At 38.7% G+C, this 26954-nt stretch carries 28 protein-coding genes and 2 other annotated features (1 of these 30 cut by a window edge); all 28 genes read right to left on the bottom strand.

All coding sequences use genetic code 11. The features are described 5' to 3' along the window. On the bottom strand, nt 1-657 hold the full coding sequence (rpsC, locus tag KTHG_RS18615; RefSeq protein WP_126991964.1) for a 30S ribosomal protein S3: 657 nt from the start codon (nt 655-657) through the stop codon (nt 1-3). Nucleotides 658-660: 3 nt separating this feature from the next. Then, the gene (gene rplV / locus KTHG_RS18620; RefSeq protein WP_126991965.1) at nt 661-1008 is read right to left on the bottom strand and encodes a 50S ribosomal protein L22; all 348 of its coding nucleotides are present in this window, start codon (nt 1006-1008) and stop codon (nt 661-663) included. A 22-nt stretch (nt 1009-1030) separates the two neighbouring features. Next, a complete protein-coding gene (gene rpsS, locus KTHG_RS18625; RefSeq protein ID WP_029500593.1) occupies nt 1031-1312 on the bottom strand; it encodes a 30S ribosomal protein S19 in 282 nt (93 codons plus the stop codon). Between the two features lie 57 nt (nt 1313-1369). Further along, complete coding sequence (gene rplB / locus KTHG_RS18630) at nt 1370-2200, bottom strand: 50S ribosomal protein L2 (protein WP_139995835.1); 831 nt, start codon at nt 2198-2200, stop codon at nt 1370-1372. A gap of 39 nt (nt 2201-2239) precedes the next feature. After that, entirely contained in the window at nt 2240-2518 is a 279-nt protein-coding gene (rplW, locus tag KTHG_RS18635; RefSeq protein WP_126991967.1) for a 50S ribosomal protein L23, read from the bottom strand. Beyond that, complete coding sequence (gene rplD, locus KTHG_RS18640) at nt 2518-3141, bottom strand: 50S ribosomal protein L4 (RefSeq protein ID WP_126991968.1); 624 nt, start codon at nt 3139-3141, stop codon at nt 2518-2520. Before rplD ends, rplW begins: the two co-directional genes overlap by 1 nt. A gap of 26 nt (nt 3142-3167) precedes the next feature. Further along, the gene (gene rplC, locus KTHG_RS18645) at nt 3168-3797 is read right to left on the bottom strand and encodes a 50S ribosomal protein L3 (RefSeq protein WP_139995837.1); all 630 of its coding nucleotides are present in this window, start codon (nt 3795-3797) and stop codon (nt 3168-3170) included. A 51-nt stretch (nt 3798-3848) separates the two neighbouring features. Next, nucleotides 3849-4157: a 30S ribosomal protein S10 gene (gene rpsJ / locus KTHG_RS18650; RefSeq protein WP_126991970.1), complete on the bottom strand. Its 309-nt coding sequence runs from the start codon at nt 4155-4157 to the stop codon at nt 3849-3851. Between the two features lie 360 nt (nt 4158-4517). Then, a complete protein-coding gene (locus KTHG_RS18660; protein ID WP_126991971.1) occupies nt 4518-5849 on the bottom strand; it encodes a Na+/H+ antiporter family protein in 1332 nt (443 codons plus the stop codon). 154 nt (nt 5850-6003) lie between these two features. Next, nucleotides 6004-7194 carry an elongation factor Tu gene (tuf, locus tag KTHG_RS18665; protein ID WP_139995839.1) on the bottom strand — a complete coding sequence of 397 codons (1191 nt, stop codon included), beginning with the start codon at nt 7192-7194 and terminating at the stop codon, nt 6004-6006. Between the two features lie 161 nt (nt 7195-7355). Next, a complete protein-coding gene (fusA, locus tag KTHG_RS18670; protein ID WP_139995841.1) occupies nt 7356-9434 on the bottom strand; it encodes an elongation factor G in 2079 nt (692 codons plus the stop codon). A 45-nt stretch (nt 9435-9479) separates the two neighbouring features. Continuing rightward, nucleotides 9480-9950, bottom strand: a complete 471-nt coding sequence (rpsG, locus tag KTHG_RS18675; RefSeq protein ID WP_126991974.1) for a 30S ribosomal protein S7 — start codon at nt 9948-9950, stop codon at nt 9480-9482. Nucleotides 9951-9981: 31 nt separating this feature from the next. Next, nucleotides 9982-10410 (bottom strand): 30S ribosomal protein S12, encoded by a 429-nt coding sequence (gene rpsL / locus KTHG_RS18680; RefSeq protein ID WP_139995843.1) that lies wholly within the window; start codon nt 10408-10410, stop codon nt 9982-9984. 455 nt (nt 10411-10865) lie between these two features. Then, complete coding sequence (rpoC, locus tag KTHG_RS18685) at nt 10866-14468, bottom strand: DNA-directed RNA polymerase subunit beta' (RefSeq protein WP_139995845.1); 3603 nt, start codon at nt 14466-14468, stop codon at nt 10866-10868. A 134-nt stretch (nt 14469-14602) separates the two neighbouring features. Continuing rightward, a complete protein-coding gene (gene rpoB, locus KTHG_RS18690; RefSeq protein WP_139995847.1) occupies nt 14603-18154 on the bottom strand; it encodes a DNA-directed RNA polymerase subunit beta in 3552 nt (1183 codons plus the stop codon). 251 nt (nt 18155-18405) lie between these two features. Further along, nucleotides 18406-19005 carry a class I SAM-dependent methyltransferase gene (locus tag KTHG_RS18695; RefSeq protein ID WP_139995849.1) on the bottom strand — a complete coding sequence of 200 codons (600 nt, stop codon included), beginning with the start codon at nt 19003-19005 and terminating at the stop codon, nt 18406-18408. Nucleotides 19006-19081: 76 nt separating this feature from the next. Next, nucleotides 19082-19441, bottom strand: a complete 360-nt coding sequence (gene rplL / locus KTHG_RS18700) for a 50S ribosomal protein L7/L12 (RefSeq protein WP_126991978.1) — start codon at nt 19439-19441, stop codon at nt 19082-19084. A 76-nt stretch (nt 19442-19517) separates the two neighbouring features. Then, nucleotides 19518-20018 carry a 50S ribosomal protein L10 gene (gene rplJ / locus KTHG_RS18705; protein ID WP_139995851.1) on the bottom strand — a complete coding sequence of 167 codons (501 nt, stop codon included), beginning with the start codon at nt 20016-20018 and terminating at the stop codon, nt 19518-19520. A 33-nt stretch (nt 20019-20051) separates the two neighbouring features. Then, nucleotides 20052-20196: a sequence feature (ribosomal protein L10 leader region), on the bottom strand. Nucleotides 20197-20243: 47 nt separating this feature from the next. Continuing rightward, a complete protein-coding gene (gene rplA, locus KTHG_RS18710) occupies nt 20244-20939 on the bottom strand; it encodes a 50S ribosomal protein L1 (RefSeq protein WP_126991980.1) in 696 nt (231 codons plus the stop codon). A gap of 131 nt (nt 20940-21070) precedes the next feature. After that, nucleotides 21071-21496, bottom strand: a complete 426-nt coding sequence (rplK, locus tag KTHG_RS18715; protein ID WP_139995853.1) for a 50S ribosomal protein L11 — start codon at nt 21494-21496, stop codon at nt 21071-21073. 182 nt (nt 21497-21678) lie between these two features. Further along, nucleotides 21679-22212, bottom strand: coding sequence for a transcription termination/antitermination protein NusG (nusG, locus tag KTHG_RS18720; RefSeq protein ID WP_126991982.1), 534 nt, complete (start codon nt 22210-22212; stop codon nt 21679-21681). 98 nt (nt 22213-22310) lie between these two features. After that, entirely contained in the window at nt 22311-22496 is a 186-nt protein-coding gene (secE, locus tag KTHG_RS18725) for a preprotein translocase subunit SecE (RefSeq protein ID WP_126991983.1), read from the bottom strand. 49 nt (nt 22497-22545) lie between these two features. After that, on the bottom strand, nt 22546-22692 hold the full coding sequence (gene rpmG, locus KTHG_RS18730; RefSeq protein WP_010290442.1) for a 50S ribosomal protein L33: 147 nt from the start codon (nt 22690-22692) through the stop codon (nt 22546-22548). 79 nt (nt 22693-22771) lie between these two features. Beyond that, complete coding sequence (gene sigH, locus KTHG_RS18735; protein ID WP_233600632.1) at nt 22772-23365, bottom strand: RNA polymerase sporulation sigma factor SigH; 594 nt, start codon at nt 23363-23365, stop codon at nt 22772-22774. Nucleotides 23366-23428: 63 nt separating this feature from the next. Continuing rightward, complete coding sequence (locus KTHG_RS18740; RefSeq protein WP_126991984.1) at nt 23429-23959, bottom strand: NYN domain-containing protein; 531 nt, start codon at nt 23957-23959, stop codon at nt 23429-23431. A gap of 13 nt (nt 23960-23972) precedes the next feature. Next, nucleotides 23973-24698 (bottom strand): 23S rRNA (guanosine(2251)-2'-O)-methyltransferase RlmB, encoded by a 726-nt coding sequence (rlmB, locus tag KTHG_RS18745; protein ID WP_233600633.1) that lies wholly within the window; start codon nt 24696-24698, stop codon nt 23973-23975. A gap of 134 nt (nt 24699-24832) precedes the next feature. After that, nucleotides 24833-25252, bottom strand: coding sequence for a Mini-ribonuclease 3 (locus tag KTHG_RS18750; RefSeq protein WP_126991986.1), 420 nt, complete (start codon nt 25250-25252; stop codon nt 24833-24835). 5 nt (nt 25253-25257) lie between these two features. Further along, nucleotides 25258-26658: a cysteine--tRNA ligase gene (cysS, locus tag KTHG_RS18755; RefSeq protein ID WP_139995857.1), complete on the bottom strand. Its 1401-nt coding sequence runs from the start codon at nt 26656-26658 to the stop codon at nt 25258-25260. A 124-nt stretch (nt 26659-26782) separates the two neighbouring features. Then, nucleotides 26783-26954 (bottom strand) — a binding site (T-box leader) (it continues 41 nt past the right edge of the window).

The raw sequence follows: 26954 nt of genomic DNA on the forward strand, positions 1-26954 counted from the left end.
TTATTTGCCTCCTTCCACAGAGTTCTTTTTAGTAGGAAGGACTTCACCACGGTAGATCCATACTTTAACACCTAATTTACCATAAGTAGTGTCAGCTTCAGCGTGAGCATAATCAATGTCAGCGCGAAGAGTATGAAGTGGAACAGTACCTTCACTATAATGTTCCGCACGAGCGATATCAGCGCCACCTAAACGACCAGATACTTGAGTTTTGATACCTTTAGCACCTGCACGCATAGTGCGTTGAATAGTTTGTTTTTGTGCACGACGGAATGATACACGGTTTTCTAATTGACGAGCGATATTTTCTGCTACTAAGCGAGCATCAAGATCTGCACGTTTGATTTCAACAATGTTGATGTGTACGCGTTTGCCAGTCATGTTGTTAAGAGCTTTACGAAGTGCTTCCACTTCTTGTCCGCCTTTACCAATTACCATACCTGGTTTAGCTGTACTAATCGTAATGTTAATACGATTTGCAGCGCGTTCAATTTCTACTTTAGAAACTGAAGCTTCTTTTAAAGTTTCTTCGATGAATTTACGTACTTTGATATCTTCGTGAAGTAATGTTGCGTAATCTTTTTCAGCGTACCAACGAGATTCCCAATCACGAATGACACCTACACGTAAACCAATTGGATGTACTTTTTGACCCACGTATTATCCCTCCTTCTTCTCAGATACCACGATTGTAATGTGGCTTGTACGTTTGTTAATTGCGCTAGCACGTCCTTGTGCGCGTGGACGGAAGCGTTTTAATGTTGCACCTTCGTCAACAAATACTTTAGAAACAACTAGGTTGTTTACATCTAAATCATAGTTGTGCTCTGCGTTAGCGATTGCTGAGTTTAAAACTTTCTCTACTACTGGAGATGCAGCTTTAGGTGTGTGTTTTAAAATAGCGATGGCTTCACCGACTTCTTTACCTCGGATTAAGTCTACTACTAGACGTACTTTACGAGGAGCAATGCGAACTGTGCGAGCGATAGCTTTAGCTTCTTGTTGCATTAGTGTTTACCTCCTCTCTTAATTAGCGTACTTTAGTTGATTTATCGTCTCCGCCGTGACCTTTGAATGTACGTGTTGGAGCGAACTCACCTAACTTGTGTCCTACCATATCTTCAGTTACGTATACAGGAACGTGTTTACGTCCGTCATACACAGCGATTGTTTCGCCGATGAAGTTCGGGAAGATTGTAGAGCGACGAGACCAAGTTTTAATAACTTGTTTCTTTTCAGAATTGTTTGATGCTTCAACCTTTTTCATAAGGTGGTCATCAATGAATGGTCCTTTTTTCAAGCTACGAGCCATTTCGGAACCTCCCTCCATGATTCAACTACGATTCGAATGAATCGTAGCTTAATCACATTATTTTTTACGAGAACGAATAATAAATTTACTAGATTTTGCTTTTTTGTTACGAGTTTTGTAACCAAGAGCTGGTTTACCCCATGGAGTCATTGGTGATTTACGACCAACTGGAGCTTTACCTTCACCACCACCGTGTGGGTGATCGTTAGGGTTCATTACAGAACCACGAACTGTTGGACGTTTACCCATCCAGCGTTTACGACCTGCTTTACCAATTTTGATAAGTTCGTGTTGTTCGTTACCAACTTCACCAATTGTTGCACGGCAAGTTGCTAAGATCATACGTACTTCACCAGATTGTAAGCGTACGATTACGTATTTGTCTTCTTTACCAAGTACTTGCGCAGAAGTACCTGCAGAACGTACAAGTTGACCGCCTTTACCAGGTTTTAACTCGATATTATGGATTGTAGTACCCATTGGAATGTTAGCAAGTGGTAATGTGTTACCAACTTTAATATCCGCATCTTCACCAGATACGATAGTCATGCCAACTACTAGACCTTTCGGAGCTAGGATGTAGCGTTTTTCACCATCAGCATAGTTAATTAATGCGATGTTTGCAGATCGGTTAGGATCGTATTCGATAGTAGCTACTTTACCTACGATACCATCTTTATTACGTTTGAAATCGATGATACGGTATTGTTTCTTGTGGCCACCACCATTATGACGAACAGTGATTTTACCCTGGTTGTTACGACCAGCTTTGCGTTTTTTAGCAGCTAATAAAGATTTTTCTGGTTTATTAGTTGTGATTTCAGCAAAGTCAGATGACGTCATGTTACGACGGCCATTTGTGGTTGGTTTGTACTTTTTAATCGCCATGTGTATTCCCTCCTTTATTAATTAAGAATGCAATCTATATTACATTTCGAATAATTCAATTTCGCCTTCAGCTAAAGTTACGATAGCTTTGCGACGTTTGTTAGTTAAGCCAGTATAACGGCCAACGCGTTTCTTTTTACCTTTGTAGTTCATGATGTTGACTTTCTCAACTTTAACACCAAAGATAGATTCAACAGCGTCTTTAACTTCTGTTTTGTTGGCACGAGTGTCAACTTCAAATGTGTATTTTTGTTCTGCCATTTGTTCTGAAGAGCGCTCAGTGATGACAGGACGTTTTAGTACTTCACGTGCTTCCATTAACCAAGCACCTCCTCAATTTTAGCTACAGCATCTTTAGTGATAACAACTTTGTTTGCAGATACTAGATCTAAAACGTTGATACCTTCAGCTGTTAGAACAGTTACGCCTGGGATGTTACGAGCAGATAATGCTACGTTTTCATTCACGTCAGCAGTAACGATAAGTGATTTAGTTGCTACTGATAAATCAGCAAGAACTTTCACGAAATCTTTAGTTTTTGGTGCATCTAGAGTTAGAGCATCAACAACTACGAAGTTTGTTTCAGCAACTTTGTTAGAAAGAGCTGATTTAAGTGCTAAGCGACGAACTTTTTTAGGAAGTTTGTATGCATAGCTACGTGGTGTTGGACCGAATACGATACCACCACCGCGCCATTGTGGAGAACGGATAGAACCTTGACGGGCACGGCCAGTACCTTTTTGACGCCATGGTTTACGACCACCACCAGAAACTTCTGAGCGACCTTTAGTTTTGTGTGTACCTTGACGTAGAGAAGCGCGTTGAGCGATTACTGCGTCGAAAAGTACAGATTCGTTTGGTTCGATTCCGAAGATAGCATCGTTTAATTCGATTTCACCTACAGAAGAACCTGTTTGACTAAGTACATTTACTTTTGTCATTCCTGTTTCCTCCTTTCTTCGGAAAATTAGTTAGCTTTAATACCAGATTTAACTGTGATTAACGCTTTTTTAGAACCAGGAACATTACCTTTAACTAGTAATAAGTTGCGTTCTGTATCAACTTTTACGATTTCTAAGTTTTGGATAGTTACAACGTTGCCACCCATTTGACCAGGTAAATTCTTTTGTTTGAATACGCGGTTTGGAGCAACTGGACCCATTGAACCAGGGCGACGGTGGTAACGAGAACCGTGGGCCATAGGACCACGTGATTGACCATGACGTTTAATAACACCTTGGAAACCTTTACCTTTAGTAACACCTGTTACATCTACTACATCGCCTTCTGCGAAAATTTCAACTTTGACTTCTTGACCAATCTCGTACTCAGCTAAGTCAGCATTGCGAATTTCGCGAATGAAGCGCTTAGGAGCAGTGTTTGCTTTAGCTACGTGTCCTTGTTCAGGTTTGTTAGATAATTTTTCTCGTTTATCTTCGAAACCGATTTGGATAGCTTCGTAACCATCTGTATCAACTGTTTTCTTTTGAAGAACTACGTTTGGAGTAGCTTCGATTACAGTTACAGGGATTAAATCACCGTTCTCAGCGAAGACTTGCGTCATACCGATTTTTCTACCTAAGATTCCTTTGGTCATGTGTCACACCTCCTGAAGATATTTAAAATTAATTTTATTTTTTACCATGCATTATAGTTTGATTTCGATATCAACGCCTGATGGTAAATCTAATTTCATTAACGCGTCAACAGTTTGTGGTGTTGGGTTAACGATATCGATTAGACGTTTATGCGTACGCATTTCGAATTGTTCACGTGAGTCTTTATATTTATGAACCGCACGTAAGATTGTGTAAACTGTTCTTTCAGTTGGTAGTGGAATCGGACCTGATACACCAGCACCTGAACGTTTTGCAGTTTCAACGATTTTTTCAGCAGATTGATCTAAAATTCTGTGATCATATGCTTTTAAACGAATACGAATCTTTTGTTTTGCCATTATTTTCCCTCCCTTTTCGCCTATTTCCTAGACAATTCTCCACGGAAATTTTCCAACCACGCGCCATGGCAATGCGGCCGGGTGTGTCGGTAACCTCCCGTTTCATCGCAGTCAAAGACCAACATTTATATTATACATAATCTACGTATCGAACGCAATAACTTTCTTTAAAAAAATTATTTACGCTATTCTATGTGGTTCTTTTCTTGAATTTGAATTTACGTCTGCTTTTTTAACGTTTTCTAGTATATAAAAAATTAGCGCAGAAGGCAACCTTTTACCCTTCGAAATTAAGAAAAACCATTTTTCTGTCAATTCAAGCACAAAAAAATGGTTTTCCTTCTATATATAATATAGTTCCTATGAAAAGAACATAATTGCTACCCAGCCAGAAATTAATAGTGGAATATTGAAAATGAATAAAGTCGGAATACAGGTATCGCGAATATGATCATGCTGACCATCAACATTTAATCCAGCTGTGGGACCCAACGTTGAATCAGAAGCTGGAGATCCAGCATCACCTAATGCTCCTGCCGTACCTATCAATGTAATAATTGCTGCAGCACTTAAACCAAAGCTTTCTGCTATTGGTACAAAAATAGATGCAATAATTGGAATAGTCGCAAATGAAGAACCAATTCCCATATCGATGAAAAATCCAATTAGTAACATTAGTAAAACAGCTAAAGCTTTATTATCACCAAGCATTGTTTCCGCAGCAGATACTAAACCGTCGACATCTCCTGTAGCTGTAACAACTGCTGCAAAACCACTTGATGCAACCATAACCATTCCGATAAAAGCCATTAAACGCATGCCATCTGTTAAAATACTATCGGCTTCTTTCCAACGAATAGCACCAGTAATATATAAAATCAATACACCAGTTAATGCGCCTAAAAACATTTGCCCTGTCTCTAATGGTACTAATGCCGGAATTTGTACTAACACTGTTGCAACTAATGCAATAACTGTTGAAATAATATTTTTTCTACTTACTTTAACGATAAGTTCACTTTCTACATTAATTTCTCGATATTTACGCGGTTTACGAAACGCAAAAAACGCAATGATCAATCCAATTAACATGCCGATTGCTGGAATTAACATCGGTCCATAAACATCGGTGCGAGAAATATCTAATCCTGCTGATGAAATATTATCTGCTACAATCCCTTGATAAACAAGCCCAAAACCAAATGGCAAACTCATATATGGTGTAATTAAACCAAATGCTAAAATACAAGCAATCAAACGACGATCAATTTCCAACATATTTAAAATTTTAATAATTGGGGGAATTAACAAAGGAATAAATGCAATATGAATAGGAATGATATTTTGTGAGGATACAGCCATTAATAATAAAACAATAAAGATAAGCGCCTTTACTAGAGCTGATTTTTGTGAATCTCCACTTCGTTTCACTACTTTTAAAATTGCTGATACTAGCAATTCAGATATCCCGGTTTTTGAAATTGCAACAGCTAGACCACCAAGCATCGCATAACTTAATGCTACCTCTGCCCCATCGCCTAAACCACCTATAAATGCCTCTAATGTTTTACTTAATGACATTCCCGAAGTTAAGCCACCAATAAGTGCCCCAATCGCTAATGAGAAAACCACATTAATGCGAAGAACACTTAATATTAGCATAACCAATACAGCAACAATGACTGCGTTCATCAATGTCACCTACTTTCTAATTTTTTGACTCATTCGCCATTATAATGAACGTAAGATTTCATGTCAATTTTCCGTAAAAAAAAAGCATATGCAGCAAATGCTACATACGCTTTTTATAAGAAAGCTTATTAAATCAATCTAGTTAAAGAAAGAATTAAGCTTTTTCGATGTTAGAAACAACACCTGAACCAACTGTACGGCCGCCTTCACGGATTGAGAAACGAGTACCGTCTTCAATAGCGATTGGGTGGATAAGTTCGATGTTCATTTTAGTGTTATCGCCAGGCATTACCATTTCAGTACCTTCTGGTAACGTGATTACACCAGTTACGTCAGTAGTACGGAAGTAGAATTGTGGACGGTAGTTAGAGAAGAATGGAGTGTGACGGCCACCCTCTTCTTTTGATAACACGTAAACTTCAGCAGAGAATTTAGTGTGAGGTGTGATTGTACCTGGTTTAGCAAGTACTTGACCACGTTGGATATCTTCACGAGCAACACCACGTAATAAAGCACCGATGTTATCGCCAGCTTCAGCGTAATCTAATAATTTACGGAACATTTCAACACCTGTTACAGTTGTTTGAGCAGTTTCTTCAGTAATACCAACGATTTCAACAACATCGCCGACTTTAACTTGACCACGTTCAACACGGCCAGTTGCTACTGTACCACGACCAGTGATAGAGAATACATCCTCTACTGGCATCATGAATGGTTTGTCAGTTTGACGTTCTGGAGTTGGAATGTAAGAATCTACAGCGTCCATTAATTCAACGATTGCATTTTCCCATTTTTCTTCGCCTTCTAAAGCTTTAAGAGCAGAACCTTTGATTACAGGAACATCATCGCCAGGGAAGCCATATTCTGATAATAGGTCACGTACTTCCATTTCAACTAATTCAAGTAATTCTTCGTCGTCTACCATATCGCATTTGTTTAAGAATACTACGATGTAAGGTACACCTACGTTACGAGATAAAAGGATGTGTTCACGAGTTTGTGGCATTGGACCATCAGCAGCAGATACTACTAAGATCGCGCCATCCATTTGTGCAGCACCAGTGATCATGTTTTTAACGTAATCGGCGTGTCCTGGGCAGTCAACGTGAGCGTAGTGACGAGTGTCAGTTTCATATTCGATGTGAGAAGTGTTGATAGTGATACCGCGTTCTTTTTCTTCTGGAGCGTTATCGATATCAGCGTATGATTTAGCTTCCCCGCCTTGTTTTTTAGCAAGAACTGTAGCGATTGCAGCAGTTAAAGTTGTTTTACCATGGTCAACGTGTCCGATTGTACCAATGTTAGCATGCGTTTTAGAACGGTCGAATTTTTCTTTAGCCATTTTAAATGTGCCTCCTAGGGTTTTAAAAGTTTTATTAGTAATAAGATTTATAGATACATCTTTTAGAAGAACGGGCCCTGTTCTCCTGCTAAGATGTAGCTTACATGTTATTTATACTTGATATACCAAGAAATTTCAATTAAAAATTATTCAATTTAAAATTAACCTTGGTGTTTTTTGATGATTTCTTCTGAAACTGATTTTGGAACTTCTTCATAGTGATCAAACACCATTGAGAATGTACCGCGACCTTGAGTAGATGAACGTAAAGTTGTTGCATACCCAAACATTTCAGCAAGTGGAACCATTGCACGAACAACTTGAGCGTTACCGCGAGCTTCCATACCTTCTACACGTCCACGACGAGCAGTGATGTTACCCATGATATCACCAAGATATTCTTCTGGCATTACTACTTCTACTTTCATAACTGGTTCTAAAAGAACTGGGTTACAAGCTTGAGCAGCTTTTTTCACTGCTAGAGATGCAGCTACTTTAAACGCCATTTCATTTGAATCGACATCGTGGTAAGAACCATCGACTAATGTAGCTTTAACGTCGATTAGAGGGAATCCTGCTAATACACCGTTTGCTAATGAATCTTTAAGTCCTGCTTCTACAGCTGGGATGTATTCACGAGGAACTACACCACCAACGATAGCGTTAACGAACTCAAAGCCTTTTCCTTCTTCGTTTGGTTCGAATTCGATATGAACGTCACCATATTGACCACGACCACCAGATTGGCGAGCGAATTTACCTTGAACTTTAGCCGCTTGACGGAAAGTTTCACGGTAAGATACTTGAGGAGCACCTACGTTGGCTTCAACGTGGAATTCACGTTTCATACGGTCAACTAAGATATCTAAGTGAAGTTCACCCATACCTGAGATGATAGTTTCACCAGTTTCAACATCAGTGTGAGCGCGGAAAGTTGGATCTTCTTCTTGAAGTTTTTGTAGTGCTTGACCCATTTTATCTTGGTCAGCTTTTGATTTAGGCTCAACAGATAGAGAAATAACTGGTTCTGGGAATTCCATTGATTCAAGGATAACTAAGCTATCTTCTGCACAAAGAGTATCACCAGTAGTTGTAGCTTTAAGACCTACTGCAGCAGCAATGTCGCCAGCGTAAACTTCAGAGATTTCTTCACGGCTGTTAGCGTGCATTTGTAGGATACGACCTACACGTTCACGTTTGCCTTTAGAAGAGTTTTGTACGTAAGAACCTGATTGAAGAACACCAGAGTACACACGGAAGAAAGTTAATTTACCAACATAAGGGTCAGTCATAACTTTGAACGCAAGTGCAGCAAATGGTTCATCATCAGAAGAGTGACGTACGATTTCTTCGTCGCCATCAACAGATGTACCTTTAATAGATTCAACATCTGTTGGAGCTGGTAGGTAATCAACTACTGCATCAAGCATTAATTGAACACCTTTGTTTTTGAACGCAGTACCACATACTACTGGGTAGAATTCTACTGATAAAGTAGCTTTACGGATAGCAGCTTTTAATTCTTCTTTAGTGATTTCTTCACCAGCGAAGTATTTTTCCATTAGATCTTCATCTAATTCAGCAACTGCTTCCACAAGTTTTTCGCGGTATTCGTCTGCTTGTTCTTTGTATTCAGCAGGAATTTCTTTAACTTCTGCGTGTGAACCGTCATCGCCTTCTTTGTAGAAAGTAGCGTTCATTTCTACTAAGTCAATGATAGCGTGGAACTCATCTTCAGCACCGATTGGTAATTGAATTGGGTGAGCGTTTGCTTCTAAACGTTCATGTAAAGTTCCTACAGAGTATAAGAAGTTCGCACCGATTTTATCCATTTTGTTAATGAATACGATACGTGGTACGCCGTAAGTTGTAGCTTGACGCCATACTGTTTCAGTTTGTGGTTCTACACCTGATTGAGCATCAAGTACAGTAACAGCACCATCAAGTACACGAAGAGAACGTTCAACTTCTACAGTGAAGTCTACGTGTCCTGGTGTATCAATGATGTTTACACGGTTGCCTTTCCATTGGGCTGTTGTAGCAGCAGAAGTGATAGTAATACCACGTTCTTGCTCTTGCTCCATCCAGTCCATTTGAGAAGCGCCTTCGTGAGTTTCACCGATTTTGTGAATCTTACCAGTGTAATAAAGGATACGCTCAGTTGTTGTTGTTTTACCAGCATCAATGTGAGCCATGATTCCGATATTACGAGTGTTCTCAAGTGAGAATTCTCTAGTCATGCGGAATTTCTCCTTCCATAATGGATGTATATTTTAGGATAAATCTTACCAGCGGTAGTGAGCGAATGCTTTGTTGGCTTCAGCCATTTTATGCATATCTTCACGTTTTTTAACTGACGCACCAGTGTTGTTAGAAGCGTCTAAAATTTCGTTAGCAAGACGTTCTTCCATAGTTTTTTCGCCGCGAAGACGAGAGTAGTTTACTAGGTAACGAAGACCTAAAGTAGTACGACGTTCTGGACGAACTTCTACTGGTACTTGATAGTTAGCACCACCGACACGGCGAGCACGTACTTCAAGAACTGGCATTACGTTTTCTAATGCAGCTTCGAATACTTCTACTGCATCTTTACCAGAACGTTCTTTAACTAAATCGAAAGCTCCGTATAAGATTTTTTGAGAAGTACCTTTTTTACCATCTACCATTAATTTGTTGACTAAACGAGTTACAAGTTTTGAATTATAAAGTGGATCTGGTAACACGTCACGTTTGGAAACAGGACCTTTACGAGGCATGTGTTTTCCTCCTTTCAAGTATAGCTACTTATTAGATTACATTATTTTTTTCTTTTGGTTTTTTAGCACCGTATAATGAACGTGATTGCATACGTCCTTGTACAGCTGCAGTATCAAGAGCACCACGAACTACGTGATAACGTACCCCTGGTAAATCTTTTACACGTCCGCCACGGATAAGAACAACACTGTGTTCTTGTAAGTTATGGCCTTCACCAGGAATATAAGCGTTAACTTCGATTTGGTTAGTTAAACGTACACGAGCGTATTTACGTAACGCTGAGTTAGGTTTTTTAGGTGTCATTGTACCAACACGAGTACAAACACCACGTTTTTGTGGTGAGTTAACATCAGTTAAGCTTTTTGCAAAGCTGTTATAGCCTTTGTTTAAAGCTGGTGAATTAGATTTCTTACTTTTGGATTGACGAGGCTTACGTACTAATTGGTTAATTGTAGGCATCGATATGTCCTCCTCTCATTGCTTTCTTTAAATCCACACATCCAGGTGGTTCATTTTGAGTTAAAAACAAAAGTCTTTACGTGATCAGCGTAAAAACTACTAAAGCAGTACTTCAAGTTATGTTGGCGTTTTACATCAACGTCATTATCTCTACCAAGAGTCTGCCTGGTTATTTAATGCAACGGGAACACCAAAATTTGTGCCGTCGCACCGCATGCGTGGTTTATTCACCTGTTACATCTTAGAGTAACAACGTTTTGTTCCACGACCAGCAATGCTTGTCGTTACTGTTTGTAATTAACGTGCATTGTTTTAATTTTTCCCTTAGACATTAAGCCCATGAAATGATAGACAATGAACTATCAACCTAAAATATATTATCATCTCAGAAGTTTGTTGTCAACTAAATATAAAAAATCCCAACGAAAATTCGTTGGGATTTAATATAAAATCTATTATTCGGCTGAAGTTGTTGTTTCTGTAGCTGCACCAGCACCGGCAATTTCGATTTGACGGTAACGTTGCATACCTGTACCAGCTGGCACAAGTTTACCAAGAATAACGTTTTCTTTAAGACCAAGTAATTCATCACGTTTACCTTTGATAGCTGCATCCGTTAACACACGAGTTGTTTCTTGGAATGAAGCTGCAGATAAGAATGATTCAGTTTCAAGAGAAGCTTTTGTAATACCAAGGATAACTGGACGACATGTAGCTGGCGCTTTGTTACCTGACATTAAGATACTGCTGTTTGCTGCAGTGAATTGGTGAATATCCACTAATGAGCCTGGTAGTAAGTCAGTGTCACCAGCTTCGATAATACGAACCTTACGTAACATTTGACGTACCATAACCTCGATGTGTTTATCACCGATTTCTACACCTTGCATACGGTATACTTTTTGAACTTCTTTTAATAGATACTCTTCTACAGTAGACACGTCAGTAACTTTGATTAATTGTTTTGGATCAATTGAACCTTCAGTTAATGATTGACCATGAGAAACTTGATCGCCCTCTTGGACTTTTAGACGTGCATTGTATGGAGCTGTATATTTACGAGATTCGATTGGGCTTTGAACCGTAATTTCTTTAAGACCTTCACGAATTTCTTCAATTTCAACAATTGTACCTGAAATTTCCGTAATAAGCGCTTGACCTTTTGGATTACGAGACTCGAAAATCTCTTGGATACGAGGTAAACCTTGAGTGATATCGGCACCGGCAACCCCACCTGTATGGAAAGTACGCATTGTTAACTGAGTACCTGGTTCCCCGATAGATTGAGCAGCGATGATACCAACTGCTTCACCCACTTCAACTTCATCACCTGTAGCTAAGTTCATACCATAACATTTTTTACATACGCCGTGTTTAGTATTACATGTAAACGCAGAACGAATTGTAACTGTTTCGATATTTGCTTCAGTGATTTTACGAGCTAATTCAGCTGTGATTAATTCGTTTGGATTTACGATAATTTCGTTTGTTTCCGGATGACGAATTGTTTTCTTAGCGTAACGACCAAGAACACGTTCTTCAAGGGCTTCGATTAATTCGTTGCCTTCTTTAAGAGCTGAAATTTCAAGACCTTTATCAGTACCACAATCGTCTTCGCGGATGATGACATCTTGTGCAACATCAACAAGACGACGAGTAAGGTAACCTGAATCGGCTGTTTTAAGTGCTGTATCGGCAAGACCTTTACGAGCACCATGGGTAGAGATAAAGTACTCTAATACCGTTAAGCCTTCACGGAATGAAGATTTAATTGGTAATTCGATGATACGACCAGCTGGGTTGGCCATCAGACCACGCATACCAGCAAGTTGAGTGAAGTTAGAAGCGTTACCACGCGCACCAGAGTCACTCATCATGAAGATTGGGTTAGTCGCTGGAAGAGATTTCATCAGTTTAGATTGGATAACATCCTTCGCGTCACTCCAGAATGAAATTACACGATCGTAACGTTCTTCTTCAGTGATTAAACCACGACGGAATTGTTTTTGTACTTTATCTACTTTAATTTGAGCTTCATGTAAAATTTCTTGTTTATCTGGTAATACGATGATATCTGAGATACCAATTGAGATACCAGCTTTAGTTGAATATTTGAAACCAAGGTTTTTCAATTCATCAAGCATTTTAGAAGTTTCTGTGATATGGTAGCGATCAAATACTTCTGCGATAACATTACCAAGATATTTTTTAGTGAATGGTTTAGAAGGCTCTTGCTCTGCTAAATATTCTTTAATATTTGTATTAGTTGAAACGAAGAATTTATCTGATGTACCTACTTGTAAATTATCGATAGTTGGCTCGTTAATGTATGGGAAATCAGCATATAAGATTTCGTTAAACAATACTTTACCAACAGAAGTAACTAACAATTTTTTATTTTGTTCTTCAGTGAATGTGTTGTTATTTAAAGAGGCTGCACGAATAGCAATACGAGTGTGTAAATGCACTTCGTTATTCGCGTAAGCAACATTTAATTCTTCAGGATCTGAGAACACAGTACCTTCACCTACAGCGCCTTTACGCTCAAGAGTTAGGTAATAGTTACCTAAGACCATATCTTGAGATGGTGTAACAACTGGTTTACCATCTTTAGGGTTTAAGATATTTTGCGCTGCAAGCATTAATAGACGTGCTTCAGCTTGTGCTTCTGCAGAAAGAGGAACGTGGACGGCCATTTGGTCACCATCGAAATCGGCATTGTATGCAGTACATACTAATGGGTGTAAGCGAATTGCTTTACCTTCGATAAGTGTAGGCTCGAACGCTTGGATACCAAGACGGTGAAGTGTTGGTGCACGGTTCAGTAATACTGGGTGCTCGCGCATGATGTCTTCTAAAACATCCCATACTTCTTCGTGTTGACGTTCGATTTTACGTTTAGCTGATTTAATATTATGAGCTAAACCGCGTTCAACTAATTCTTTCATTAAGAAAGGTTTGAATAGTTCGATTGCCATACCTTTTGGTAGACCACATTGGAACATTTTTAAAGATGGACCAACGACGATTACAGAACGACCAGAGTAATCGACACGTTTACCAAGTAAGTTTTGACGGAAACGACCTTGTTTACCTTTTAACATATGAGAAAGAGATTTTAATGGACGATTACCAGGACCTGTAACAGGACGGCCACGACGACCATTATCGATTAATGCATCAACTGCTTCTTGTAACATACGTTTTTCATTTTGAACGATGATGCCAGGAGCACCAAGGTCTAATAAACGTTTTAAACGGTTGTTACGGTTGATAACACGACGATATAAATCATTTAAATCAGATGTTGCGAAACGACCACCATCTAGTTGTACCATTGGACGTAATTCTGGTGGAATTACAGGAAGTACATCTAAGATCATCCATTCAGGACGATTGCCTGAGTGGTGGAATGATTCAACAACTTCTAAACGCTTAATTGCACGTGTGCGGCGTTGGCCTTGTGCAGTTTTAAGCTCTTCTTTAAGTTCAATTGATTCTTTGTCTAAATCGATTTCTTTCAATAAATCTTTGATTGCTTCTGCACCCATAGATGCTTTGAATGTTTTACCGAATTTTTCACGGTACGCACGATATTCTTTTTCAGAAAGAAGTTGTTTCTTTTCTAAAGGAGTATCGCCTGATTCAATTACAACGTAAGAAGCGAAGTAAATTACTTCTTCAAGTGCGCGTGGAGACATATCTAAGATAAGTCCCATACGGCTTGGAATACCTTTGAAGTACCAAATGTGAGAAACAGGAGCAGCTAGCTCAATATGTCCCATACGTTCCCGACGTACTTTTGCACGTGTTACTTCAACGCCACAGCGGTCACAAACTACGCCTTTATAACGTACGCGTTTGTATTTACCACAGTGACACTCCCAGTCTTTTGTTGGACCAAAGATGCGTTCACAGAATAAACCATCTTTCTCTGGTTTTAATGTACGGTAGTTGATAGTTTCTGGTTTTTTAACCTCACCATATGACCACGAACGGATTTTATCTGGTGAAGCAAGACCAATTTTCATGTATTCAAAATTATTAACGTCTATCAAGGAGCCTACCTCCCTCTATTAATGAAGTCTTTTCGACTTATAAATAATTAGCTCGACGATTGATTATTAGCAAATAAAAGGGAATTAGGACAAGCCCATAAGAGGTCCTGTCCATGTCCCAAAAAAATTACAACTTAATTTTCAGAAGATACTTCGTCACTTTCTTCTTTTTTAGAAGCGATGTTTAACGCGTCTGCTGATGGAACATCATCATCTTCGTCATCGCGTAGTTCTACTTCTTCATCATTAATGTTTAACATTTTCACGTCTAAACCTAATGATTGAAGTTCTTTAATTAATACTTTGAATGATTCTGGTACGCCTGGTTCTGGAACAGGTTCACCTTTAACGATTGCTTCGTATGTTTTCACACGTCCCACAACGTCATCAGATTTAACTGTTAAGATTTCTTGAAGTGTGTGCGCTGCACCATATGCTTCAAGAGCCCAAACTTCCATTTCACCGAAACGTTGACCACCAAATTGAGCTTTACCACCCAATGGTTGTTGTGTAACAAGTGAGTAAGGACCAGTTGAACGAGCGTGAAGTTTATCATCAACCATGTGCGCAAGTTTGATCATGTACATAACCCCTACTGATACGCGGTTATCGAATGCTTCACCTGAACGTCCATCATAAAGTGTTGTTTTACCATCACGGTTCATGCCTGCTTCTTCCATTGTACGCCATACGTCTTCATCTGTAGCACCATCGAATACAGGTGTAGCCATGTGCACGCCTAAGTAACGAGCGGCCATACCTAAGTGTAATTCAAGTACTTGTCCGATATTCATACGAGATGGTACACCTAATGGGTTAAGCATGATGTCGACTGGAGTACCGTCTGGTAAGAATGGCATATCCTCTTCTGGTAAGATACGAGAGATAACCCCTTTGTTACCATGACGTCCGGCCATTTTATCCCCAACACGGATTTTACGTTTTTGAACGATATAAACGCGTACCATTTGGTTTACGCCAGGAGATAATTCGTCGCCATCTTCGCGATGGAATACTTTAACGTCAAGTACAATACCACCAGAACCGTGAGGAACACGTAATGATGTATCGCGTACTTCACGCGCTTTTTCACCGAAGATTGCATGTAATAGACGTTCTTCTGCAGTAAGCTCTGTTACACCTTTAGGAGTAACTTTACCTACTAAGATATCACCATCATTTACTTCTGCACCAATACGGATAATACCACGTTCGTCTAAGTTGCGAAGTGCTTCTTCACCAACGTTAGGAATATCACGAGTGATTTCTTCAGGTCCAAGTTTTGTATCACGAGCTTCTGATTCATATTCTTCAATATGAACAGAAGTATATACATCGTTTTTAACTAAACGTTCGTTCATGATTACAGCATCTTCATAGTTATAACCGTTCCAAGTCATGAATGCCACGACTACGTTACGGCCAAGTGCAAGTTCACCATTTTCCATTGACGGACCATCAGCAAGAATATCACGCGGTTTCACGCGGTCGCCTTCTTTAACTAATGGACGTTGGTTAATTGATGTACCATGGTTAGAACGAGTAAATTTTTGTAGTTTATAACGAACTAAATCACCTTTTACTTCTTTACCATCTACCTCTTCAATAGTACGAACTGAAATATAACGAGCTTCAACATGCTCAACGATACCATGGTATTTAGCTACGATTGCAGCACCAGAGTCACGAGCATTGACATGTTCCATACCAGTACCTACGAAAGGAGCTTCTGGGTTAAGAAGTGGAACAGCTTGACGTTGCATGTTGGCACCCATAAGAGCACGGTTTGAGTCATCGTTTTCTAAGAATGGGATACATGCTGTCGCAGCAGATACTACTTGTTTAGGAGATACGTCCATGTAATCAACGGTGTCACGTTTGAACACTGAGTTATCGCCACGGAAACGACCCACTACTTCTTCTTCAGCAAACGTACCATCTGCATTCAATGGTGAGTTTGCTTGAGCAACAACATAGTTATCTTCTTCGTCTGCTGTTAGATAATCGATATGTTCAGTAATTTTACCAGTTTCAGGGTCAACACGACGATATGGTGTTTCAATGAAACCAAATTTATTTACTTTTGCATATGATGATAGAGAGTTGATTAAACCAATGTTTGGACCCTCTGGAGTTTCGATTGGACACATACGGCCATAGTGAGAGTAGTGAACATCACGTACTTCGAAACCAGCACGTTCACGTGTTAAACCACCAGGTCCTAATGCAGAAAGACGACGTTTGTGCGTTAATTCTGCAAGAGGGTTTGTTTGGTCCATAAATTGTGATAATTGAGAACTACCAAAGAATTCTTTAATAGATGCAATTACTGGACGGATATTGATTAATTGTTGTGGAACAATTGCAGCAGTATCATTGATTGACATACGTTCACGTACAACACGTTCCATACGAGATAAACCGATACGGAATTGATTTTGTAGTAATTCACCTACTGAACGTAGACGACGGTTACCTAAGTGGTCGATGTCATCAGTATCGCCCACACCATGTAATAAGTTAAAGAAATAAGAAACAGATGCTACAACATCTGCTGGAGTAAGATGTTTTACTTCATCATCGATGTAAGCGTTACTGATTACTTTGATTTCTTTTTGAGACTCATCATTTGGTGCAAAGATTTTTACTTCTTGTACAAGAATGTCACCTTCGATAATGCCGCCCACTTTTGAAAGTGTTTTAAAGTTTACGCCTTCTTCTAAGAATGGTGTAATGCGGTCTAATACACGACGGTCAATCACAGTTCCGCTTTCCGCTAAGATTTCTCCAGTATTTGGATCTACTAGCGTTTCAGCCAATGTTTGATTGAATAAGCGGTTCTTGATATGAAGTTTTTTATTCATTTTATAACGACCTACAGCTGCTAAATCGTAGCGTTTTGGGTCGAAGAAACGAGAATATAGTAAGTTTTTAGCTGACTCTACTGTAGGTGGTTCACCCGGACGTAGACGTTCATAGATTTCTAATAACGCTTTTTCAGTGCTATCAGTGTTATCTTTTTCTAAAGTATTACGTAAATATTCATTATCACCGACAAGTTCGATAATTTCTTGGTCAGATGCAAAGCCTAACGCACGTAATAATACCGTTGCAGGTAATTTACGTGTACGGTCGATACGAACATAGACTACATCTTTTGCATCTGTTTCATATTCTAACCATGCGCCACGGTTTGGAATAACTGTTGCACCAAAGCCTTTTTTACCATTTTTATCTGTTTTATCGTGATAGTATACACTTGGTGATCGAACTAATTGGGAAACGATAACGCGTTCTGCGCCGTTGATAACAAAAGTACCTGTTTCTGTCATGAGTGGGAAATCACCCATGAAGACTTCTTGTTCTTTTACTTCTTCAGTTTCCTTATTATGAAGACGTACTTTTACGCGTAATGGTGCTGCGTAAGTAACGTCACGTTGTTTACATTCATCGACATCATATTTTGGTTCTCCAAGACTGTAGTCGACGAATTCTAGTGAAAGATTTCCTGTGAAGTCTTCAATCGGTGAAATGTCGTGGAACATTTCACGTAAGCCTTCCTCTAAAAACCACTCGTTAGAAGCGGTTTGAATCTCGATAAGATTCGGAAGTTCTAGCACCTCTTTAATACGCGCGAAGCTTCTACGCTGGCGGTGTTGTCCGTACTGAACTAGTTGACCTGTCAACTCATTCACCCCTCAATAAAGCGATATTAGGTCTTGTGAAATTGCAATTTTTCACAAGACAAAAAAGAAAACGAGCAATAATTCTCATTTTCGATTATTCAAACATAATTTTAAACCGAAAGCTCTTGACATTTTCATCAAATAGGCAGACGGCTTCAAATTAATATTTTTGCATTTTCTTATAATATCACAGCGCTTTTGTCAAGTCAATCTATAAATATTGACAATTATTTTTCAGAAAATAGCATGAATTATTTTATAGCTCTAATAATCCAATAACCTTTCTCTTTATGCACGACTGTGACGTCCTTAAACTGTGTTTGTAAATGATCTACTGTAGATGGTGCTCCCTGTTTCTTTTGAATAACAATCCACAGCTCTCCGTCTTCTGATAAGACTTCATAAGCCTGATCATAAATGCGGAAGATTGTTTGCTTACCAGCACGAATAGGAGGATTTGTCAGAACAACAGCGACTTGATCTGTATCAACAGATGAAAGTGCATCACTCTCATAAATTCGTACATTTTGAACCCCGTTAAGCTCAGCATTTTTAATAGCCAAGTTTAATGCACGATCATTTACATCCATCATGTGAACAATACGCTCGGGGTAACTTTTTGCGATTGATAAGCCAATTGGACCATATCCACAGCCCACATCCAAAATATTTCCTTCAACTGACGGCAGTTCAAAACAATCGATTAAGACACGGGAGCCAAAATCTACTTCGCTTTTACTAAAAACGCCTGCGTCGGTTTCAAACGTAAAGGAAAATCCTCGAAGTCTAAAATCCCATCTACGTGGCTTACTCTCAACCTCAGGGTTTTTTGAATAATAATGATCTGACATTAGCATGCCCTCCATCACGTAAAATGAAGAAAAAGCTCGTCAAAATTGACGAGCTTTTCCAATAGGTTAGCAGAAATTATTTAACTTCTACAGATGCGCCAACTTCTTCAAGTTTAGCTTTGATTTCTTCAGCTTCAGCTGCAGCTACGCCTTCTTTAAGAGCTTTAGGAGCGTTATCTACTACTTCTTTAGCTTCTTTAAGACCTAAGCCAGTGATTTCACGTACTACTTTGATTACTTTGATTTTAGAATCGCCAGCAGATGTTAATACTACGTCAAATTCTGTTTTTTCTTCAGCAGCGCCTGCAACAGCACCAGCTGCAGCTACAGGAGCAGCAGCAGTTACGCCGAATTCTTCTTCGATTGCTTTTACTAAGTCATTTAATTCTAAAACTGTCATCTCTTTGATTGCAGCTAAGATTTGTTCTTGGTTCATTATGAGTTCCTCCTATTATGGAATCTAATTTTTTTATTTTTGTACATCCTAAGATGCTTTAAAGATTAAGATGCAATTAAGCGCCTTGTTCTTCTTTTTGGTCTGCAACAGCTTTTGTTGCAAGCGCGAAGTTGCGCATTGGTGCTTGTAGAACTGATAAAAGCATTGATAGTAAACCTTCGCGTGATGGAAGTTCTGCTAGTGCTTTTACTTCTTCTAAAGTTGCGAAGTTGCCTTCGATTAAACCTGCTTTAATTTCTAAAGCTTCGTTTTCTTTAGCGAAGTTATTGATAATACGAGCTGGAGCAACTACATCTTCGTTAGAGAATGCGATTGCGTTTGGACCAGTAAGTACATCGTTGATCTCAGTGTGACCAACTTCTTCAGCAGCACGACGAACTAAAGTATTTTTGTATACTTTGAATTCAACGCCAGCTTCACGTAATTGTTTACGTAATTCAGTTACTTGTTGAACTGTTAAGCCGCGGTAGTCTACTACTACTACTGACGCTGCAGCTTTGAACTTGTCAGCGATTTCTTGAACAACAGTTTGTTTTGCTTCTACTGCTTTGCCCATTATTGACACCTCCTATAAGAATGAGTCATTTATACCGACAAAAGAAAAGCCCCTTATCAATGACAGACAAGAGGCAGAAATTCATCATCTAAATAGAGAATGATTCCTTTGCCCTCGGCAGGATAATTAAGCGGTACTAAGCCGCCCCTACTGTCTTTGGTACAAATGGATAATTCACAACAAAACTCATCTTATCAGATGAGTTTTTGTTTGTCAATCATTAAATTATTTTACAAGTGCTAGAGTATCAAGTTTAATTGATGGTCCCATAGTAGTTGTAACGTGTACTGATTTTAAGTAAACACCTTTTGCAGTAGCTGGTTTAGCTTTAACGATAACATCAACTAATGTTTGGATGTTTTCAGCTAATTTGTCAGCTTCAAATGATGCTTTACCTACTGGTGCGTGTACGATACCAGCTTTATCAGCACGGTACTCAACTTTACCAGCTTTGATTTCGTTAACTGCTTTAGTTACATCGAAAGTAACTGTACCAGTTTTAGGGTTTGGCATTAAGCCTTTAGGACCTAATACACGACCAAGTTGACCAACTTGACCCATCATATCTGGTGTAGCAACGATAACGTCGAAATCGAACCAGCCATCTTTAATTTTTTGGATGTATTCAGCATCACCTGCGTAGTCTGCACCAGCAGCTTGAGCTTCTTTAAGTTTTTCACCTTTAGCGAATACTAAAACTTTTTGAGTTTTACCAGTACCGTTTGGAAGCACGATTGCGCCACGGATTTGTTGGTCGTTTTTACGAGTATCGATGTTTAGGTTGAAAGCTACTTCTACAGTTGCGTCGAAGTTTACTTTGCTTGTATTTTTAGCTAATTCAGCAGCTTCAGCTACAGAATAAACTTTAGTTTTGTCTACTAATTTAGCGGCATCTTGTAATTTTTTACCTTGTTTAGCCATTTTGAATTTCCTCCTTGATTGTGGTTATAGCGGGATTTCCCTCCCACGAATAAAGGTTGCGGGTGTTTCAAATATCGCTATAAGAAACATTCGCAACCTCCAAAAACAATACTTTTATCAAGTAATGAGTATTAGTCTTCTACGACAATACCCATGCTACGTGCAGTACCTTCTACCATTAACATAGCAGCTTCTACAGAACCTGCGTTTAAGTCTGGCATTTTAGTTTCAGCGATTTCGCGAACTTGGTCACGTTTCACTGTAGCTACTTTTTTCTTGTTTGGCTCACCAGAACCAGATTTAATACCTGCTGCTACTTTAAGTAATACTGCAGCTGGTGGAGTTTTTGTAATGAAAGTGAATGAACGATCTTCAAATACAGAAATCTCAACTGGAATGATTAAACCTGCTTGGTCTTGTGTACGAGCATTGAATTCTTTACAGAATCCCATGATGTTAACACCTGCTTGACCTAATGCAGGACCTACTGGTGGCGCTGGGTTTGCTTTACCAGCTTGAATTTGAAGTTTTACAACTTTAACAACTTTTTTAGCCACGAGACACACCTCCTTAAGTCCGTGATGTGGTAATTGGGTTGCCCCTCCCACTCAAATATCTGTCTGTCGGCTTATTTCCGATAACATTAAAAATTACTGTTAGTCGACTATAACTTAGTCATAGTCTGACCTAAAAAATAATAACACTTTTAATTATGCAAGGCAAGCATAATTAAACCAAATTAAACTTTTAGTACTTGATCGAAAGCTAATTCCATTGTTGTTTCGCGTCCGAACATATCTACTGTAACTTTAATTTTTTCTTCAGTAGCAAGGATTTCTTCTACTTTCCCTTGGAAGTGAGCGAATGGTCCTTCTAATACTTCAACAAGATCACCTACAGCGAAATCAAGATCAACACTTTTCTCGCTTTCAGCCATTTTAGTTAAAATATGTTCTACTTCTTCAGGTAATAATGGAGTTGGTTTAACCCCACCACCTGAAGAGCCAATGAAACCTGTAACACCTGGTGTATTACGTACAACGTACCAAGCATCATCTGTCATGATTAGTTCAACTAATACATAACCAGGGAATGTTTTACGCATATATGTTTTTTTACGGCCATCTTTTACTTCTGTTTCTTCTTCTTCAGGAACGATGACACGGAAAATTTTATCTTGCATACCCATCGTTTCAATACGTTTTTCTAGGTTTAACTTTACTTTGTTCTCATAACCAGAGTAAGTATGAACGACATACCAATTTTTTTCCATAATTAACAGGACTAAATTGTCCTTTCCCTCCTTTTTTTAAAGGCAAATGAAAAAACCCGCTTTTACGGGCTCCTTCAAAAATATTAACATTTTTTCGCTTATAAATCCAAGTACATGCGGAATAATTTTGATATTCCTAAATCGACTAGCATAAAGAACACTGCCATAAAGAGTAATGTAGAAAGTACAACTAGTGTGTATTTGCTAAGCTCTTTACGTTTAGGCCAGCTAGTTTTACGCATTTCAGAAAAAACATTGCTGAAAAATTTTTTAAGCTTTCCCATCCAACCTAACCTCCGAATAAAAATAAAAATCTTTTATGATTAACGAAATTTATCTTGTTTGTTTGTGTAATGTATGTTCATTACAGTTCGAACAATATTTCTTTAATTCCATTCTTTTTGAGCTATCCTTTGGGGCAGGTAAATTATAATTACGAGCGCCGCATTTTTCGCAGCATAGCACAACTTTGTTTGCCATAATAAAAATCACCTTTCAGGCATTTGTCCTTATACAGACTATCATCTAATACCATAAGCTGTCAATAAAGCACATTGTGTCAGTTTGCAGTCAATTGTTGCTCAAGTTTACGTTTAATTCGTTGTAAGGCGTTGTCAATTGACTTCACATGGCGCTTTAATTGTTCAGAAATTTCTTGGTAACTACATCCATCAATATAAAGCGCTAGGACTTTTTGTTCAAAAGGACTTAATAACTCGTTGATACGCGATTCCATATCTAAAAATTGTTCTCGATGTACAACAAAATTTGCTGGGTCTTCACTGGCATCTGTTTGTAATAAATCCATTAATGTACTTGCTTGATCTTCATCCCCTACAGGTTTATCAAGTGATACGTACGAATTTAATGGAATATGTTTTTGTCGAGTAGCTGTTTTAATTGCTGTAATAATTTGACGTGTAATACATAGTTCTGCAAATGCTTTAAATGATGCTTGGTGCACATCACTAAAGTCACGCACAGCTTTAAATAAACCAATCATTCCTTCTTGAATGATATCTTCTTTATCTGCGCCAATTAAAAAATAAGATTTCACTTTAATTCTTACGAGCGGCTTATATTTTGTAATCAAAAAATCAAGTGCTTCACTATCGCCTTGCCTAGTGAATCTAACGAGTTCTTCATCGGTCATACTACTATACTGGTGCTGCAATTTACTTGTTATCACAAAATCACCCCAACTATTAATGTCCGTCTATTTCAAGCCACGACGCATATTTTCTAGCTTACTTTGTGTTTCAGCATCTAATTGAACTCGATTTGAAAACTTTCGTTGACGCGCATAGTCTTTATTAACTGTTTGCGTAATTTGCCGCTGTGATTCCCGAACTGCTGTAAACAATTCAGAAGCTGGCATGCGTAGTGCCCCATTCCCAAAAATAACACTTTGCTCTGCCATATCTGAAGTTGCAACAGTAATGCGTGTTAAGCGACCATATTTTTGGATTTTATCCATCGTCAACGCTTCAATACACTCATCTGCTGTTTCTTTTACACGTGTATAAATGATTTCTACATCATGTTGTTTTTCTTTTGTAGCAACGCCTGGGACTTGATACGCATCAAACACAACAATAATCTTATATTGTGAATACGCTTGATATTCAGCTAATAGCTCAATTAATCGATCGCGTGCGTCAATTAGTTGATGCTTATCTTTTAACTGTTTCAATTCGCCCCAGTCACCGATCATGTTATAGCCATCTACGATCAAAATGTCCTTCATAAGCATCCCTCACTTATAGTTCGTGACGTTTACGATACACTTCATACATCAAAAGCGATGCCGCTACAGATGCATTTAAAGATGTAACATGGCCAACCATCGGTAAATTATAAAGGAAATCACATTTTTCTTTTAGAATGCGGCTCATACCTTTGCCTTCACTGCCAATAATAACAGCTAATGGTAATGTAGCATCCATGCGACGGTAATCTTGTGAACCTTTCGCATCTGTACCCGCAATCCAAACACCTCGTTCTTTTAACTCATCAACTGTTTGTGATAAGTTATTAACACGTACCGTTGGAATGTATTCAATTGCACCTGTTGAAGATTTTGCAACAACAGCAGTTAATGATACAGAACGACGTCTCGGAATAATAATACCGTGTGCTCCAACTGCATCAGCTGTACGCATAATTGAACCTAAGTTATGTGGGTCTTCTAATTCATCTAAAATCATGATGAATGGGTCTTCGCCACGCTCTTCAGCAATTTTGAATATATCATCTAATTCTGCATAGTTATATGCTGCAACTGACGCAACAACACCTTGGTGATTTTCGGAAGATAAATTATCAATTTTTTGCTTCGGTACAAATTGAACAACAATACGACGTTCACTCGCCATATCTAAAAGTTCTTTAATACCGTTCTTTTTAACGCCTTCAGCAATCCAAATTTTATTGATATCGCGTGTTGAACGAAGTGCTTCCAAGACTGGGTTTTTACCCGCAATCATTTCTTTTGAATGATCTACTTCTTGTTCTACTTCTAGTACATTTTCTGTTTTTTGTTCACGCGCAGGACGGCGGTCATATTTACGTCCGTCGCGGTCCTGTTTGCGGCCATTTTTATAATCTCGTTCATATTTCATTATTTTGACACCTCATTTTTTTCTTCGACTGTGTCGATTGCATACTGAATAATACTGTCTACGCGTTCTTGTTGACCCAGTAAATATAAATAACCAATAACTGCTTCAAAAGCGGAGCTATAGTTGTAAGTTTGTACATCTGTATTTTTTGGTACGGAACCAGATTTTGCATTGCGGCCACGGCGTAGCACCGCAAGCTCCTCTTCCGTAAAATAGTTTTCAGCCTTCATTTTAAGAACGACCATTGCTTGTGCTTTTGCAGAAACATAATGCGTTGCTTCACGGTGCAACACTTTTGGCTTCACACGACCTGAGCGTAATAAGTGCTCACGAATAGCGATTTCTAAAACCGCATCTCCCATATAAGCTAAAGCTAGTGCATTTATTTGTTTAACATCTGCATCTCGAAGTTCTCCCACTTCTCTTAACCTCGTTTCCATCGTACGCCTTGGCGTGTATCTTCTAAGATAATATTCATATCTTTTAATTGGTCACGAATTTCATCAGAACGTGCGAAATTGCGATCTTTACGTGCTTGTTGACGTTCCGCAATCAATGCATCAATTTCTTCGTCTAATAATTCTTCTTTAACATTTAAAATAATACCCAATACGCCTGCTAACTCATCTAATACATCGATTAAAGCTTTAAGCGTTTCTTCGTTTGTATTCTCTTCGTTTAAATATTTATTTGCGGCTGTCGATAACGCAAATAATGTTGCGATAGCATTGGCTGTATTAAAATCATCATCCATTGCTGACGTAAAGTTTTGTCGTTCCGCCTCAATTGTTTCAAATACCGCTTCATTTTTCTCTGCTAAATTTGCTGTGCTTTCTAAACGGTGCACTAAATTTTTACGAGATGTACGTAGACGATCCAGTCCATTTTGTGCAGCTTCTACTAAATCTTGTGCAAAGTTGATTGGGTGACGATAATGAACAGAAAGCATGAAGAAACGTAACACTTGTGGATCGATTTGTTGAATAATATCATGCACAAGAATGAAGTTACCAAGTGATTTTGACATTTTTTCATTATCGATATTAATATAACCATTATGCATCCAATAGTTTGCAAATTGTTTCTCTGTATATGCTTCTGATTGCGCAATTTCATTTTCATGATGTGGGAAAGTTAAATCTTGTCCACCCGCATGAATATCGATTGTATCACCAAAATGTTCATGAACCATAACAGAACATTCAATATGCCACCCCGGGCGACCTTCTCCCCATGGGCTTTCCCAGAAAATCTCGCCTGGTTTTGCAGCTTTCCATAATGCGAAATCAAGTGCATCTTCTTTTTTCTCACCTGTTTCAATACGAGCACCAATTTTTAAATCATCTACTGATTGATGAGATAATTTACCGTAGCCTTTAAATTTACGTGTACGGTAATAGACATCACCTTGTGATTCATAAGCAAAGCCTTTTTCTACTAGTACAGCAATAAAGTTAATAATAGCATCCATATGTTCTGTAACACGAGGATGCGAATCAGCTTTTTGGCAACCTAACGCTGTAATGTCTTCAAAGTACGCATTAATAAAACGTTCTGTTAGTTCCGGTACTTCCTCACCTAGTTCATTTGCTGCTTTAATAATTTTATCATCTACATCTGTGAAGTTAGATACATAATCAACCTTAAATCCACGGTAAGTTAAATAGCGACGTACTGTATCGTAAACGATTACCGGACGTGCATTCCCAATGTGAATATAGTTATAAACAGTTGGTCCGCAGACATACATGCGTACCTTTCCTTCTTCAATCGGCACAAAGTTTTCTTTTTCACGAGTTAGTGAGTTAAAAATTTGAATAGCCATGAGCGATCATCTCTCCTTTAAATAAACATCGTTTCTATACGTTGATCCAGCGATAATCGTATTGTTCTCATTCCCTTACGATTAAAACATAATCACGAAAAAAAGCGTCCCTATCTACTAAATAGACAGAGACGCTGTATGCGCGGTTCCACTCTGATTGGAAAAAACTTTCCCACTCGTAGTCTATTAACGGTGACGAACCGGTCATGCCTACTAACATTTCAACATAACACTCAGAGGTGCATTTCTGCGATGTCTCAACTCAAGTCACTCTCAGCCAGTGGTGACTCTCTCTT

The organism is Kurthia sp. Dielmo (genome assembly GCF_000307285.2).
Lineage (GTDB): Bacteria > Bacillota > Bacilli > Bacillales_A > Planococcaceae > Kurthia > Kurthia populi.